Here is a 14,822-nt window from a genome sequence, read left to right as displayed (position 1 = left end):
TGGGACGGATCAGATGGCAGCGGTGATATCGGCGAGCAGACTGGCTAGCCGGGGAGCAGCTTCCTCGCCTGCAGCGATGACCTCGGCGTGGTTCAGCGGAGCGTCGGTGACCCCGGCCGCATGGTTTGTCACGAGGGACAGCCCGAGTAGATCGAGACCGGCTTCGCGGGCGGCAATGGCCTCTAAAGCGGTCGACATTCCGACGAGGTCGGCGCCGATAATACGAGCCATGCGTACCTCAGCCGGCGTCTCGTATTGGGGGCCGCGAAATTGAGCGTAGACACCGGTCGGAATGCCAGGTGCGATCCGTTCGACGACCTCCAGCAAGCTTGGGGTCCAGGCCTTCGACATATCAATGAAGGTGGCGCCGCGCAGTGGGGTAACACCGGTGAGGTTGATGTGGTCGCTGATAGCGACGACGGTTCCAGGCCCCCACGATGGGTCGAGGCCGCCGCAGCCGTTCGTGAGGATCATCGTGCTCGCGCCTAGCGCGGCGATAGTGCGCACCCCGTGGACCACCGGCTCAACGCCACGGCCTTCGTAAAGGTGAGTACGTCCAGTGAGGACGACCGCAGTTTTCCCGGTGGGTAGGGCTACCGCCACGAGGTCGCCGCCGTGTCCGGCAACAACGGGTGTAGAGAATCCGGGAAGCTCACCCAGGGGGAGCCGTCCGAGAACAGTGCCTAGGCGGTCAATTCCAGCCGACCATCCTGAACCAAGGACAAGGCCCATATCGACGCTGGCGAGGGACAAGCGGGAACGGATGGCATCGGCAGCATCGTGGGCGATGGCATGGGGGTCGGTGAACTCCGGTGACGTCATGGGGTTAACCCTAGAGGTTTTCGCCGTCCTGAGAGCGCGAACCCCCTATGGTGCGATTTTCGTCGGCTGAGATAGCTGTCGGGGCTCTCAGTGCCGAGATGCGCCAGGAGCCGACAGTTTTCTCATAGCGGCGATTTCTCTCGATGTCGACAGATGAGCCGTCGCGGCTGAAAGAATGCCGTTATGACGTCCATGGTGATCATTGGTGCAGGGCCCGGAGGATATGAGGCTGCCAGCGTTGCGGCAGCTGGCGGTGTTGATGTCACTGTCGTTGAACAGACTGGTATCGGAGGCGCGGCTGTCCTTACCGACTGCGTTCCGTCGAAAACACTCATTGCTACTGCTGAGGTCACGTCGATGTTGCGCCGCGCAGCTGAGCTCGGATTGCGTCATACCGAGACATTTGAGGTTGATCTCGACGCCGTCAACTCTCGGGTGCGCCGGCTTGCCCAAGCCCAGTCTGATGACATTGGCCGTGGCCTTCAACGCAAGGGGGTGCGGCTGATCCGTGGGCGGGCGCGCCTGACGACGGGAGCACCAGGGCACCTTCATCGGGTTGTTACCGATGATGGCGAGACCATCGACGCCGACATCGTGCTGTTGGCTACCGGCACCACCCCACGCGAGCTGCCTGAGGCCCACTGCGATGGTGAGCGCATCCTCACGTGGAAGCAGGTGTACTCGATGCGGCAGGCTCCTGAGCACCTTATTGTGGTTGGGTCTGGCGTGACCGGCGCCGAGTTCGCCTCGGCCTACGATTCGTTGGGGTGTCGGGTGACGCTAGTGTCCTCGCGTGACCAGGTTCTCCCCGGTGAAGATCCCGATGCAGCACAGGTATTGCAACAGGTCTTTGAATCTCGTGGAATGGAGATTCTGTCGCGTTCTCGCGCAGTATCTGCGGTCCGTGACGGGGACGGCGTCGTGGTGGGGCTAGAGGATGGCCGCGCTGTGCGTGGGTCCCACGTCCTCATGGCGGTTGGGTCGATCCCCAACAGCGCGGATCTTGGTTTAGAAGAGGTCGGTGTGGCCGTCGGTCCGCGGGGTCACATTATCGTCGATAAAGTTTCGCGCACCAACGTTCCGGGTATATATGCTGCTGGGGATTGTACCGGCGTGTTCGCCTTGGCGTCGGTCGCAGCTATGCAAGGACGTATCGCGGTGTGGCACGCCCTTGGTCAGGCGCTTCAGCCGCTGGATCTGTCGTTAGTGTGTTCCAACGTTTTTACCTCTCCAGAAATTGCCACTGTCGGTGTGACGCAAACCGACGTCGATTCTGGACGGGTGCAGGCAAGGTCCACGTGCCTGGATCTGTCCACCAACCCGCGTGCCAAGATGCAGGGGCTTCGCGACGGTTTCATCAAACTTTTCTGCCGCCCAGCGACGGGAAACATCATCGGAGGAGTGGTTGTATCACCGCGGGCCAGCGAACTTATCCATCCCATTTCCGTGGCAGTAGCTGAACGCATCCCCGTCGATGCTTTCCAACACGACTTCACCGTCTACCCATCGCTGTCAGGGTCTATTTCGGAGGCAGCTCGTCGGTTGCAGACGTTTGTGGCCTGAGCGCCGCCGGGATCAGAAATCGTCGAAGAGGGCGGAGAAGAGGCCCAGCCCGACGAGGCCGAGACCGCCAACAGTCAAACCGCTAATGACAGGGTCAGATTCGTAACGGCGGTAGTATCCCTGCACCCACGGGGCATAGTCGGGGCCAGCCTGCCAGTAAGGTAGCTGGACACCATTGACGTCGACGGTGCGAATCCAGGGGGAACGACCCTGCTGAACGCGCTGGGCGTCGGCGGCACATGCGGGTACTTTGCGCGCTACCCCGCCGTCGGGAGAGTACAAGACGTCAGTGGTTGACGGGCCGTGGGCCGGATCAAAGAAACATGGTGGACGCACCTGGGGGACAGGTTCGCCATTAGCGCGAGCCCGCACGCAGGCAATGGCGTGACGACCCTCCTCAAGTGTTTCCGTCACAAGCGGGATCGAGCGGGTGCTCTTGTCTTGGGCCATTAATGTCTTGGCGCGGTCATAGCAATCAAGGGCCATATTCCAGTCTTTGCGACCGTCATCCGATATGTCCTTGCCAACCATGTCCATGTCGAGGTCCCGCAAGGCTTCCCCGAATGTGGTGACGTCTTCTTCGGTTTCCTGCCGCATCTGGGAGACTTTGGCCTCGATAGCTTTCGCGCGCTCAGCCTCCACCTCGCGGGACTGACGCTGGGCGCGCATGAGGGATGCTGTCGTCGCTACCAGCCCTACGAAGAAGAGAACGAACAGCAGGAAATCACCGGACATAGTCACCAGAATGCCGTCTCGAGGCGACGCTCACAAGCAAAACCATGCTCTGAGCCTCACTTGTCGACAATCTCGCAGATGACCTCGCCGGAGGAGACCGTCGAACCGACCGTAGCACCGAGGTTGCGAACAATGCCCGAGCGGTGGGCAGCGATGGGCTGTTCCATCTTCATGGCCTCCATAACGACGAGTTGGTCGCCTTCGTTGACTTCTTCGCCCTCCACAACATTGACCTTGACGATTGTTCCCTGCATTGGACTTGCCACGGAGTTGCCGGTCGCTGCGGCGCGACGCCCGGCGCGATTACGACGGGTGGGGCGGCGGGACGCGGTGTTGGGGGCCTGACGGGCGCCGTGCAAGGAGGCGGGGATGCGCACTTCGACTCGCTTGCCGTTGACCTCGACGACGACCTCACGGGGTGGCTCGGAATCGGCAGATTCGCCCAGGGACCCGTTGTATGGTTCGATCTGGTTGTCGAATTCGGTTTCGATCCAGTCGGTAAAGACGCCAAAATGACCATCGGTGGCGGTGAAAGCTGGGTCGCGAACCACGGCCTGGTGGAAAGGAATGACTGTCGGCATTCCGTCAATGACAATTTCGTCAAGGGCACGAGCCGCTCGGGCCAGGGCCTGCTCGCGGCTATCACCCGTGATGATGAGTTTGCCGATGAGAGAGTCAAAGGCACCCGGTACCGTCATGCCTGAGTGGTAACCCTCGTCCATGCGCACGCCGGGGCCGTACGGTGGCTGCCACGAGGTTAGGGTTCCGGGAGCTGGCATGAATCCCATTCCGGGATCCTCCGCATTGATGCGGAACTCGAAGGAGTGACCGCGAAGCTGCGGGTCCTTGGGCTCAAGGTGGCCACCCTGGGCGACGTGGAACATCATCTGCACCAAGTCGACTCCAGCCACTTCTTCGGAGACGGGGTGCTCTACCTGCAGCCGGGTATTGACCTCTAAAAAGCTAATCGTTCCGTCCAGGCCGACGAGGAATTCGCAGGTTGCGGCACCGACATACCCGGCTTCTTTGAGGATGGCGCGAGACGACTCGTAGAGTCGGGTCAGCTGCTCGTCGCTGAGGAAAGGAGCGGGCGCCTCCTCGACGAGCTTTTGGTGTCGACGCTGCAAAGAACAGTCACGAGTCGAGATGATTTGCACGGTGCCGTACTGGTCGGCGATACACTGAGTTTCGACGTGGCGCGGCTTGTCTAAGTAGCGCTCGACGAAACACTCTCCGCGCCCGAAGGCAGTGACGGCTTCACGGACCGCTGACTCATACAGGGGAGCTACTTCGTCCATCGAGTGGGCGACTTTGAGGCCGCGCCCGCCGCCGCCGAAGGCCGCTTTAATGGCGAGCGGTAGGCCATGCTCTTTCGCGAACTCAACGACTTCGTCGGGTCCGTTGACCGGATCAGCAGTGCCCGGCACGAGTGGTGCGCCAACTTTTTGCGCAATGTGACGGGCCTGCACTTTGTCGCCCAGGACGCGGATGGCATGGGGCGGCGGGCCAATCCACAAGAACCCAGCGTCGATGACGGCTTGGGCGAAGTCGGCGTTTTCGGAAAGGAACCCGTATCCGGGATGAATTGCGTCGACCTCGGCGCGGCGAGCAATGTCAAGGATCTTGTCGACGTCGAGGTAAGTCTGGGCAGGGGTAACGCCGTTGAGAGCGAAAGCCTCATCGGCGAGTTTGACGAATAACCCCTCAGAATCAGAGTCCGCATAGACGGCTACGCTCGTAATGCCGGCGTCTTTGGCGGCACGGATGACGCGCACCGCGATCTCGCCACGGTTCGCGATGAGTACCCGCTTGATGGTCCTATCCACGGTTCCTCCGATCGACTCTTGGGGCGGATGCCCTCACGGCGAGTCTAGGGGGTCAGCCAACCTTGCACGCTCATTGTCCATCTGTTCTCGGTCCAGCTGTCCTCATTGCACCGTTGACGGGGGCATCTGTGCGTACGCAGGCGTACAACTTGCTAGCGGTGGCATAACGTGTTGCTGATGGTCCGGGGAACCCGTCGAGGAGGCTAGCGTGGCTGTCATGGCGACACCACAGTTCATCCTGGACCTGAGACGTCACATCGGTCATGCGCCGTTGTGGTTGGCCGGCAGCAGCGCCGTCGTGGTGCGTGACGGTTTGCGGGGCCGTCAGGTCCTGCTCGTGCAGCGGGCCGATAACGGGGAATGGACCCCAGTGTGCGGAATCATCGAACCGGGAGAGAGGCCCGACGAAGCCATCCTTCGGGAGATTCACGAAGAGACAGGGGTCATGGCAGAAATTGTGCAATTAGTTCGAGTCAACGTCGCTGCCCCGATTACTTATCCGAATGGGGATCGCTGTCAATTTCTTGACCACGATTTTCTGTGCCGGTGGGTGAGTGGTGAGCCTCAGGTTGGTGACGATGAATCAAGTCATACTGCATTCTTTGATCTGGACGAACTGCCTGACATGAAAGCGTGTCATCGCCGCCGTATTGAAACGGCCATTCACCCGCCACAGTGTGTGATTATGAGTTCGGATGCTGAGTATTCGGACGTTACGGAAAATGTTGACGTGACGTATCAGGAGATCCGATGAGTTTGCCGCGGCTTTCTTCCCGGGTATGGAAGGACGGTTCGGTTGTCGCTGAATCAGTGTCCCTGGAGACCCTTAGCGACGAATTATCCAATGATCAGACGCTGTGCTGGTATGACTTGGCAGCTCCTAACCATGAAGACATCGACATATTGGCTGACGAACTTCATCTAGATTTCCACACCGTTGAGGACGCCGAAGCTCCTGGAGAGCGCCCGAAGGTGACGCGATATCCGGACCATCTCTTCCTGACGACTTATGCCGCCGTGATTGGTGAGACGGATGATCCCAATAGTCGCCTTGTCGTTTCTCGGCTTTCGGTGTGGGTATTTGCGCATGGGGTAGTGAGTGTTCACCGCGACGATGTGCCAGAAATTGCGGATGTTCTCAAACGTCTCGATGCGAATCCCGACCTCGTTTCGAATGGGCCAATGGGTATCGTCCATGCCATTCTCGACGTCCTAGTTGACGGACATTTCGACACCGTTCAGCATATCGATGACGTCGTTGAGGACGTGGAGGATCAGCTTTTTGACGACTCCATTGATACCCAACAGGTACAATTTCGGGTGTATCGCCTTCGCAAGGAGCTGGTGCAGTTTCGCCGGATCGTACTCCCGATGCGTGAGATTGTCTCCACAATAAGCCGACCGAGCCGGGAGGTTGTTGCCGTCCCGCGTGTACTTGAACCTTATTTCAACGACCTCTACGACCACTCAATGCGTGTTTCTGAGTGGTCTGATTCCCTGCGAGACCTGGTGGCGACTATTTTCGAGACAAATCTTTCGATTCAAGACGCCAAGCTCAACATCGTTATGAAGAAGTTGGCTGGATGGGCTGCGATTATCGCCGTGCCAACTCTTATTACTGGCTGGTTTGGTCAGAATGTACCTTTCTTGGGAGATGGACGTCCGCTCGGGTTATGGATCTCGATTGCGCTTATCGTCGTTTCGAGTGTCGTCCTGTACCTCATTTTCCGTAAGGAGGATTGGATCTGAGAGCCACGATTACGGTGCAACCACCGTGGTCTCGACGAAGCCGAGCTGTCACACAACGGGGGTGCCCACCAAAGTGGACACCCCCGTTGTAACGGATCCGCTATAGGATCATCAGGCCCTCATCAGACACCCGTCTTCGGCATGTACCTCGGGTGGCTCGGACCAACCGGAACCGAGATAGAGGAGGCAACCGGGGTCACCAGCGGAGAGACCGGAGTCGACACGGTCGCCGGAGCGGGGCTCGTGACGATGGTGGTTTCGCTGGGTTGGCCGCACTTTTCTTGGGACAGGACGTTGCCGTTCTTGTCGGTAAGGGTTTCTTGCCAGTAGTAGGTGCCGGGTTCGTTGACGGTGACCGTCGGGGATTCGATGGTGATCGCCGTGGTGTAGTTTCCGGCTTTGACGCTGACGGGTGCGGTGACTGCTGTCGGGGTGGTGCACTCGTTGGTGTTGGTCTTCTTGTAGAGCGCGAAGACGATGGTTGCGCCTTCGGGGACTGTGCCGGTCACCTTGGCGGTGTCGCGGAACGGTTTGCCGACGACGGCGTTCTGATCAGCGGTGGTCGTCACGGTGACGGTAGCCGCCGGAGTCGGCGTCTCGGTCGGCGTGACGGTTGGCGTCGGTGTCACGGTTGGGGTGACGGTTGGCGTCGGTGTCACGGTTGGGGTGACAGTCGGCGTGGTGGTCGGGGTGACAGTCGGTGTCACGGTTGGGGTGACGGTTGGCGTGACGGTTGGCGTCGGGGTCACGGTTGGGGTCACCGTCGGCGTGGTGGTCGGGGTGGACGTCGGTGTCACCGTCGGGGTGGTCGTCGGTGTCACGGTTGGTGTCGGTGTGGGAGTCGGATTGGCGACCGGCTCGACCGGGACGATGACACGGTTCTGGTGCCCCGAATTAACGCCGGTCTTATTTGGACCCAGATTCAGAGTGGCACCCGCTAAATCGGTAGTGCCCTTGCCGTCAGGATTTGAGAGTAGAGGATCCGTAACCGGAACGGCCTTAGTAATGAGATAGTCGTAAAGGCTGACTATACGGTTCTTTTTCTCGTCGGATACCTGGACTAGTGAACCATTGACGAATTCTGTGATATCGCTTGAGTCCAGTGTGTAGCCATCGCTAAAGTGCCAGATGGCGGCCTGCGTGGCGGTTACGGCATCCTTATTGTCTAATCCGGTCGCGGCACTGTTGCCGTTGGCGGCATTAGCTTTCTCTGCGAGATCACTGAGTGATACGGTAGGGAATCCGTTCTTAGCAACCCACCCGATCATAGGGAGTTCGGTAGTGAGAGCGGCATTGTAATGCGGTTTAAATTGATCCCACGTGGTAAGAGCGCCAGTGTCTTGTGTGCCTCGCCCTTGCGCACTCTTCATCTCGATACAGTAGGTGAGAATCGGATCGCCATCTACAGTCTTAGAGTTATTGGCTGTGTCCGTTGGATGCAGTATGGATATATCAGCCATAGCGGCGGCTGTCCCGTTTTCGAAGTTATATCCAACGTAATAGCTGACTTCGCCGCGACTGATGGGATCGGCTACGTAAGAAGGGAGCTTCTTATAGAAAGGAGCTGTCGAGAATGCGGTAAGAGAGGCAGTGGCTTGATCCCCTGCCTTTGCGTAAATTGCATTTGCGTCTTGTGCATGTGATGAGGAGGAATTACCCAAAATGGCAGCGCCGGCAATTAAGGCTCCGGCGAGCACTGCAGTCGTTGGAGACTTTAAGGCTCTCTTTGTAATCACTAGTGTTCCTTTTGTGGTTCGTATTTAGTTCTACTAAATAGACTCGCGATGTGTTCTTGTGGAGGTGGGGCTATTTACGTCGATATTAAGCCGCACTATGCCACGAATTTGGATGCACTTCCCTCCAGGATCTAAATGACCTACGCATGTCGCACGTGAAACTATCAGGGCGAATACGTTGACTTCAACGCGAGCGCTATAATTCACAGGCTTTCATAGGAAACCACAGGTTTATCACGGGATAGTGACAGCGAATAGATAGAGGTCTTGTGTGATTAGAGGCTGTGATTCCAGGGGGCGCGGGATTTAGGATACACCGCCATTGAGTAAATCACTCAATAGTTATGCCGTACTCTTAATAAAACTGCATTTAGTATATAGAATTAGCGCCACGATAAGGGCAGTGACAAGACCAAAAGAATGCCGAATTAAGTGAGAATGGTATCAAACGATCTATGCCGAGAGCTTAACCGCAGTATAAATCAAGACGGCAGTCGTCATCAAGTTAGCCCAGGCCGCGCAACACCCCATGCCGCTAGGTAGCCGTCAACCCCTCTCCCTATGGCGCCTGTCTGCTGGCGCATCAGCGGCAAAAGGCTAGGTGAGCTACATGTCTGGACAGTTCTTCTACACTTGTCGATGTGACGAAGATTGCACTTGCTATTGCCGGGTCTGAGGCCTCTGGTGGCGCTGGAGCCCAGACTGACCTCAAGACCTTTCATCAACTTGGAGTGTTCGGGTGCACGTCCCTGACCTGCATCGTCTCCTTCGATCCTCACAATGACTGGGGGCATCGGTTCGTGCCGGTCGATCCGCAAGTCATCCACGATCAGATCGAGGCCACAGTCGCTGTCCATGGCCGAATCGATGCCGTGAAGATCGGTATGCTCGGTACTCCGACAACGATTGGCGTCGTGGCTGAGGCCCTTGAAAGATACGACTTTCCGAAGGTGATCCTCGATCCCGTCCTCATCTGCAAGGGCCAGGAGCCCGGCGCGGCTCTGGATACCGACAACGCCCTGCGCGAGAAGATTCTTCCGCACGCTGACGTCGTAACCCCGAACCTTTTTGAAACCCAGACCCTCGCCGGGGTCGATGAGATCACCTCTGTCAACGCCCTCAAAGATGCAGCCAAGAAGATTGGTGACCAAGGAGTCCCGGTCGTCATCGCCAAGGCCGGCACCTTGCTTGGTACCGGTACCGCTCTTGACGTCTACTACGACGGTCACGACTGCGAGGTTCTTGAGGTTCCTGCCGTTGGCCAAGAGAGGGTTTCCGGAGCCGGATGCACCTTGGCGGCTGCGATCACGGCGGAGATTGCCAAGGGTGCGAACGCACTTGATGCGGCCCGAACTGCCAAACAGGTCGTCGTCTCGGCGATTGAGAACCGGATGCACGGTAACGCCCCGTTCGACTGCGTCTATCAGGGCCACTACCAGGCCTGAGCTTGGCGAAGCATGCCAATTCGGCCTCGGCACCTCATGGTGCCGAGGCCGCTTACTACAACCACCGTGGCAGTGCGCGGCGGTCAGTTTCGGAAGACTGGACGGATCGACAACTCCTCTATCATGGCCTCTGGGCTAGCCTCCAAGGCCGCGCGCACTGCAGCGGCAACCGACTGCGGGCGCAGATGCTCGGAGGCCACATAGGGACGTCCGGACTGGGCCTGAAGCTCCACCTGCATGTCCGTGTCGACGCGACCAGGGTGGATCGACGTCACCCGGACTACCCCACGCTCCTCCTCACGCAGCGCATGGGTGAGGGCCCGAAGTGCATACTTCGAAGCAGCGTACAGACCACCACCAGCGGGGGTCCGCAAGAATCCCGATCCGGAATTAATCATGACGACATCACCGTGGCTAGCTCTTAGCAGGGGAAGCACGAGGCGAGTGAGGTCGGCGACGGCGATAACGTTGATCTCTAGCACTCGTCGCCACTCGTCTCGGCTCTGGGAAGCGATGGGGGATTGCGCGGCGACGCCGGCGCTGTTGACGAGCACATCAAGGTGGTGAAGACGGGAGACAGCTGCGGCGGTGGCCTCCTCATCGGCCAGATCCGCAATAAACGGGGACGCGTCAGGCAATGCCGAAACCACCTTGTCGACGGCATCTCGGTGGCGTCCTCCCACAATGATGTGGTGGTCGCGTCCTAGATCCTCAGCGATGGCTCGCCCGATGCCACGAGTGGCCCCGGTGACAAGGACCGTTTTGGTGTCGCGGTTGGAGCGTGACGTATGCGACGTTGTGGGAATGTCCATGACGCCACCGTACTCGTCGTGCAGCGCTATGGGGCTGCCGGTATCGACGTGCCAAGGATGTCGAATTGCGGCTGGGGTGAGGCGGTCCACACTGCATGTCGTGCATGGTGCTGTGGGCGAGCTACGAGGCGCGACCAGCGATAACATCGGCGGCATGAATGGCAGGGCAGTGATAGCGATAGCGGCTCTGCTCGTCGTGGCAGGGTGCACTCCCTCGCACCAGAGTACTGTTCCGAGTCCTGAGGCTGTGTCCGCTACTCCTGCTCCTGCCGGGGCGGAAACGCTGGCAGATCTGGGGTTTCAGTATGGCCCTCGGAATTTTCGGCTGCCCAAGGGCCTGGTCGTAACGATGCGGGTCGATCACGTCAATAACATCACTGTGCTGACCGAGCCGGATACGTCTGGCAATGTGCATGACTTCTTGGCCGACAATTTGTCGGCGTCGGGTTTCACCGTGACGGGAAATGCCAACGGGGCGTTGACCTTTATTTCAAACCGTGACGACACTAAAGGATGGAGTGGCGCCTTTGCCAGTTCCGATGAGGCGGCGGGGCTAACGCTGCGTCACGGCTAAAGCTATGGCAGCACCGGGATCAGTCCAACGGCGTATGCACGCCGACTGCGTGATACCTGTCCGTCAGGCCAGATGCCCACCCTTCGGGCCGTTCCATAGTGAGGACCATTCGACGTCGAGGTCTAAGAGCATCTGGCGTAGCAGGGGCAGGGAGATGCCAGTGACGTTATGCGGATCGCCGTTGATACGGGTGATGAAGGCGCCGCCCAAACCGTCGATGGTGAATGCCCCGGCCACCTTGGCAGGTTCGCCACTGTCCACGTAGGCGTCGATCTCGGCGTCGGTAAGGTCTGCGAAGGTGACGACGGTTTGCCCAACCCTGGTCTGCTCACGCAACTGCCCGTTCGCAATGACCGCGACGTGATGGCCGCTGACCAGCACACCCTGATGGCCGCGCATCCGACGCCACCACCGTCGGGCGCGTTCGGCAGTATGAGGCTTGCCGAGGATGCGTCCGTCAAGGTTAAGAACGGAATCGCATGCCACCACAATCATCCGGTCAGCGCAATAGTCTTCAAGAAGTGTGGACTCGATGACTGAGTGGGCCTTGAGGCGGCACAACCTCGCTGTCATGGTGACGGCGTCTTCCCCGGGCACACGACTCTCATCAGCTCCCGATGCGATAACGATGGGCTCGATACCGGCGGAACGCAGCATACGTAGCCGGGCAGGGGATTTCGAGGCGAGAACGAAACACGTCGTCATGTCAGTAGCGTCGCAGAGATCCGCGCCAAGCTGCCTGGCCTGGCATAAAGGGTTCGCGAATAGTACGCCAATATGATTTCCAGCCGAACGCGATCGGACGGTCGTCAGGCACGTAGGCGTTCGGGCTCGGGCGAGTGAGCTCGGCCAGTACCGCCACCAAGGCACCGAGCTCTTCGTCGGTGAGATTCCCCTTCGTCACTGTGATCGCGTCATCCATAGTGTTCTCACTCACAGCGGGATGTTCCCGTGCTTCTTGGGAGGCAAGGCCTCGCGTTTGGTACGTAATAGCCGAAGAGTGCGGATGACTGAAGCGCGCGTCTCGTGTGGATGAATGACCTGGTCGATCCATCCTCGCTCGGCGGCCTGGTACGGGTTCGACAGGGTCGTCTCGTATTCGTCAATGAGTTCCTTGCGCTTGTTCTCTGGGTCAGGATCGGTGGCAAGGGTGCGCCGATGAAGAATGCTGACGGCCCCTTCAGCCCCCATGACGGCGATCTGAGCGGTTGGCCAGGCAAGATTGACGTCGGCACCGAGGGTTTTGGACCCCATGACGATGTAGGCACCGCCGTAAGCTTTGCGGGTGACGACAGTCAAGAGCGGTACCGTGGCCTCAGCGTAGGCGTAAATGAGCTTGGCGCCGCGCCGAATAATGCCGTCATGCTCTTGCTCGACTCCGGGCAGGAAGCCTGGGGTGTCGACGAAGGTAAGCACCGGGATGTTAAAGGAATCGCAGGTACGTACAAACCGGGCGGCCTTCTCGGAAGCGTCAATGTCAAGAGTGCCAGCATTGACCATCGGCTGATTGGCGACGATGCCAATGACGCGGCCCTCAATGCGCCCGAATCCGCAGATGACATTGGGGGCAAAGAGTTCGTGGATCTCCAGGAAAGTGTCCTCGTCAAGCACGGTCGTAATGACCTCATGCATGTCGTAAGGCTGATTCGAGGAGTCTGGAATAAGGACGTCGAGCTTGCGGTCGTGATCGGTGATCGTCAGGTCTGCCTCACCGTCGTCGTAGAACGGCGGATCCTCAAGGTTGTTCTGTGGCAGGTAGCTGATGAGATCACGGACAAACTCGAGAGCATCGTCCTCGTCATTAGCTAGGTAGTGGGAATTGCCCGATTTAACGGAGTGGGTTCGTGCCCCGCCCAGCTCCTCTAGAGAGACATCCTCACCGGTGACCTGTTTGACGACGGCAGGGCCAGTGATGAACATCTGGGAGGTCTGGTCGACCATGATGATGAAGTCAGTGAGGGCGGGAGAATAGACGTGACCTCCGGCTGCCGCACCCATGATGATGGAGATCTGGGGAATCACACCCGAGGCTCTGGTGTTGCGGCGGAAAATGTCGCCGAAGCGGGCAAGAGACGCCACACCTTCCTGAATACGGGCACCGCCGCCCTCATTAATACCAATGAGCGGACAACCGGTCTTGACCGCGAAGTCAATGATTTTGCAGATTTTCTCGCCGTAGACCTCGCCGAGGGACCCGCCGAAAATAGTGACGTCTTGGCTGAATACACAGACCGGACGGCCATGAATTGCACCGACGCCAGTGATGACGCCGTCGGTGTACGGACGTTTGCGGTCCATGCCGAAATTCGTTGAGCGGTGCCGGGCGAACTCGTCAAGTTCAGCAAACGAATCTTCGTCTAGCAACCGCAAGATGCGCTCCCGTGCGGTCATCTTTCCGGCGGCATGCTGCTTTTCGATGGCCGAGGGGGATGCGGCATTGACGGCCTCGTCGATCCTCCGACCGAGGTCGGCGATCTTTCCTGCCGTGGTGTGGATGTCGATCTCCATATGCCGAGACTATCCGCCGCCGACGACACACGTGGCGTAGGGCCGTTCCGCGGGACGCGTTACCGCAGGATTTATGGCATGGGGCACGGTCGTGTCGTGCCTGCTCAAAGATGCACCACGTCATAAATCGCGCTGATTCAGCCTGGACCGGCACTTCGCAAGCCAGTACTTCTGGATAGTCTGAACAGGTGCCATCCACACCGTCGCCCACCGCAGACCGCGTTATTGACCGCGCCGGGGACACCCTTTTTACCGGGCCGCGCGGGGGAGGAATCGCCTGCATTGATTCCACCGGGTCCACCAACGCCGACATGGCTGCCTTCGTCCGGCAAGGTGGAACGTCGTTCCGTCTCCTCGTTGCTGACCACCAAGACAGCGGCCGTGGACGATTCTCCCGCAGCTGGCAGGATGTTCCCGGTACGGCCCTGGCGATCTCAGTTCTGGTGCCCAACGATCGTCCACCGCAGGATTGGGGTTGGCTGTCGATGGTGGCGGGCCTTGCAGTCGTCAGGGTCATTGAGGAGGTTGGCGGGGCCGACCGTTCTCGGGTGACGTTGAAGTGGCCCAATGATGTGTTGGTGGATCTGGGCACCGACCATGGCGGCAAGGTGTGCGGAATCCTCTCAGAGCGCGTCGATGGCCCAGCTGGTCCACATGCCATCATCGGTATTGGCATCAACGTTTCGATGGGACGCGACGAGTTGCCACTACCGACGGCGACCTCATTAGCGCTGTGCAGGCTCCATCACGACAAGAATGAGTTGTTAGCCAGCCTCCTCGTGCACCTTGACGAGCTACTGACGGTCTGGTTAGACACCGGAACTGTACGTGACGAGTATGTGGCGCGTTGCGACACCATTGGTACTCCGGTTCGCCTGACCTTCGACCCAGATACGATCGGCGGCGGGGCACAAGCCGTTGAGGGCATCGGTGTCGGCGTTGACATTGATGGCGCCATCGTGGTGGACACCTCTTCTGGTCGTCGCAGCTTCAACGCAGGCGACGTCAGTCATTTACGAACCAGGTGAGATCCATCACGGCTCCCTCATCGT

14 protein-coding genes are annotated in these 14,822 nt (G+C 59.0%); 6 read left to right on the top strand and 8 right to left on the bottom strand.

Translation table 11 applies throughout. The features are described from left to right. Window positions 1-9 precede the first annotated feature (9 nt). Window positions 10-822, bottom strand: a complete 813-nt coding sequence (locus FYJ43_RS07845) for a purine-nucleoside phosphorylase (protein ID WP_154563740.1) — start codon at window positions 820-822, stop codon at window positions 10-12. Window positions 823-1,005: 183 nt separating this feature from the next. Here FYJ43_RS07845 and FYJ43_RS07840 point away from each other — a divergent pair, with 183 nt between their 5' ends. Next, window positions 1,006-2,385 carry an NAD(P)H-quinone dehydrogenase gene (locus tag FYJ43_RS07840; protein WP_154563738.1) on the top strand — a complete coding sequence of 460 codons (1,380 nt, stop codon included), beginning with the start codon at window positions 1,006-1,008 and terminating at the stop codon, window positions 2,383-2,385. 12 nt (window positions 2,386-2,397) lie between these two features. Here FYJ43_RS07840 and FYJ43_RS07835 read toward each other — a convergent pair whose 3' ends face one another. Both FYJ43_RS07835 and FYJ43_RS07830 read right to left on the bottom strand, forming a co-directional pair. Then, window positions 2,398-3,120, bottom strand: coding sequence for a hypothetical protein (locus FYJ43_RS07835; RefSeq protein WP_154563736.1), 723 nt, complete (start codon window positions 3,118-3,120; stop codon window positions 2,398-2,400). A 56-nt stretch (window positions 3,121-3,176) separates the two neighbouring features. Then, window positions 3,177-4,946 (bottom strand): acetyl/propionyl/methylcrotonyl-CoA carboxylase subunit alpha, encoded by a 1,770-nt coding sequence (locus FYJ43_RS07830; protein WP_326833471.1) that lies wholly within the window; start codon window positions 4,944-4,946, stop codon window positions 3,177-3,179. Window positions 4,947-5,163: 217 nt separating this feature from the next. Here FYJ43_RS07830 and FYJ43_RS07825 point away from each other — a divergent pair, with 217 nt between their 5' ends. Both FYJ43_RS07825 and FYJ43_RS07820 read left to right on the top strand, forming a co-directional pair. Then, a complete protein-coding gene (locus tag FYJ43_RS07825; RefSeq protein ID WP_154563734.1) occupies window positions 5,164-5,700 on the top strand; it encodes an NUDIX hydrolase in 537 nt (178 codons plus the stop codon). Continuing rightward, window positions 5,697-6,695, top strand: coding sequence for a magnesium transporter CorA family protein (locus FYJ43_RS07820; protein WP_154563732.1), 999 nt, complete (start codon window positions 5,697-5,699; stop codon window positions 6,693-6,695). Before FYJ43_RS07825 ends, FYJ43_RS07820 begins: the two co-directional genes overlap by 4 nt. A gap of 122 nt (window positions 6,696-6,817) precedes the next feature. Here FYJ43_RS07820 and FYJ43_RS07815 read toward each other — a convergent pair whose 3' ends face one another. Then, entirely contained in the window at window positions 6,818-8,431 is a 1,614-nt protein-coding gene (locus FYJ43_RS07815) for a thioester domain-containing protein (RefSeq protein WP_326833470.1), read from the bottom strand. A gap of 641 nt (window positions 8,432-9,072) precedes the next feature. On the opposite strand from FYJ43_RS07815, the gene FYJ43_RS07810 reads away from it, so the two are divergent. Beyond that, window positions 9,073-9,876, top strand: coding sequence for a hydroxymethylpyrimidine/phosphomethylpyrimidine kinase (locus tag FYJ43_RS07810; RefSeq protein ID WP_326833469.1), 804 nt, complete (start codon window positions 9,073-9,075; stop codon window positions 9,874-9,876). Between the two features lie 83 nt (window positions 9,877-9,959). On the opposite strand, the gene FYJ43_RS07805 is transcribed toward FYJ43_RS07810, so the two are convergent. Beyond that, entirely contained in the window at window positions 9,960-10,688 is a 729-nt protein-coding gene (locus FYJ43_RS07805; RefSeq protein WP_154563728.1) for an SDR family oxidoreductase, read from the bottom strand. A 154-nt stretch (window positions 10,689-10,842) separates the two neighbouring features. Here FYJ43_RS07805 and FYJ43_RS07800 point away from each other — a divergent pair, with 154 nt between their 5' ends. Next, on the top strand, window positions 10,843-11,262 hold the full coding sequence (locus FYJ43_RS07800) for a hypothetical protein (RefSeq protein ID WP_154564377.1): 420 nt from the start codon (window positions 10,843-10,845) through the stop codon (window positions 11,260-11,262). A 63-nt stretch (window positions 11,263-11,325) separates the two neighbouring features. On the opposite strand, the gene FYJ43_RS07795 is transcribed toward FYJ43_RS07800, so the two are convergent. From FYJ43_RS07795 to FYJ43_RS07785, 3 genes are read right to left on the bottom strand one after another with little or no spacing between them, the layout of a single operon-like run. Then, on the bottom strand, window positions 11,326-11,919 hold the full coding sequence (locus FYJ43_RS07795) for a Maf family protein (RefSeq protein ID WP_229771701.1): 594 nt from the start codon (window positions 11,917-11,919) through the stop codon (window positions 11,326-11,328). A gap of 49 nt (window positions 11,920-11,968) precedes the next feature. Beyond that, window positions 11,969-12,184 carry an acyl-CoA carboxylase subunit epsilon gene (locus FYJ43_RS07790; protein WP_154564376.1) on the bottom strand — a complete coding sequence of 72 codons (216 nt, stop codon included), beginning with the start codon at window positions 12,182-12,184 and terminating at the stop codon, window positions 11,969-11,971. Window positions 12,185-12,195: 11 nt separating this feature from the next. Beyond that, window positions 12,196-13,770, bottom strand: a complete 1,575-nt coding sequence (locus FYJ43_RS07785) for an acyl-CoA carboxylase subunit beta (protein WP_154563724.1) — start codon at window positions 13,768-13,770, stop codon at window positions 12,196-12,198. Window positions 13,771-14,051: 281 nt separating this feature from the next. On the opposite strand from FYJ43_RS07785, the gene FYJ43_RS07780 reads away from it, so the two are divergent. Then, on the top strand, window positions 14,052-14,798 hold the full coding sequence (locus tag FYJ43_RS07780) for a biotin--[acetyl-CoA-carboxylase] ligase (RefSeq protein ID WP_326833548.1): 747 nt from the start codon (window positions 14,052-14,054) through the stop codon (window positions 14,796-14,798). Window positions 14,799-14,822 lie beyond the last annotated feature (24 nt).

Origin of the sequence: Cutibacterium porci (assembly GCF_009696315.1) — a bacterium.
Taxonomy (GTDB): domain Bacteria; phylum Actinomycetota; class Actinomycetes; order Propionibacteriales; family Propionibacteriaceae; genus Cutibacterium; species Cutibacterium porci.
This window is presented reverse-complemented; position numbering and strand designations above follow the sequence as displayed.

Coding starts and splice junctions, on each gene's coding strand:
- FYJ43_RS07845 (WP_154563740.1), bottom strand. CDS start 822: ATGACGTCACCGGAGTTCACCGACCCCCATGCCATCGCCCACGATGCT.
- FYJ43_RS07840 (WP_154563738.1), top strand. CDS start 1,006: ATGACGTCCATGGTGATCATTGGTGCAGGGCCCGGAGGATATGAGGCT.
- FYJ43_RS07835 (WP_154563736.1), bottom strand. CDS start 3,120: ATGTCCGGTGATTTCCTGCTGTTCGTTCTCTTCTTCGTAGGGCTGGTA.
- FYJ43_RS07825 (WP_154563734.1), top strand. CDS start 5,164: ATGGCGACACCACAGTTCATCCTGGACCTGAGACGTCACATCGGTCAT.
- FYJ43_RS07820 (WP_154563732.1), top strand. CDS start 5,697: ATGAGTTTGCCGCGGCTTTCTTCCCGGGTATGGAAGGACGGTTCGGTT.
- FYJ43_RS07805 (WP_154563728.1), bottom strand. CDS start 10,688: ATGGACATTCCCACAACGTCGCATACGTCACGCTCCAACCGCGACACC.
- FYJ43_RS07800 (WP_154564377.1), top strand. CDS start 10,843: ATGAATGGCAGGGCAGTGATAGCGATAGCGGCTCTGCTCGTCGTGGCA.
- FYJ43_RS07795 (WP_229771701.1), bottom strand. CDS start 11,919: ATGCTGCGTTCCGCCGGTATCGAGCCCATCGTTATCGCATCGGGAGCT.
- FYJ43_RS07790 (WP_154564376.1), bottom strand. CDS start 12,184: ATGGATGACGCGATCACAGTGACGAAGGGGAATCTCACCGACGAAGAG.
- FYJ43_RS07785 (WP_154563724.1), bottom strand. CDS start 13,770: ATGGAGATCGACATCCACACCACGGCAGGAAAGATCGCCGACCTCGGT.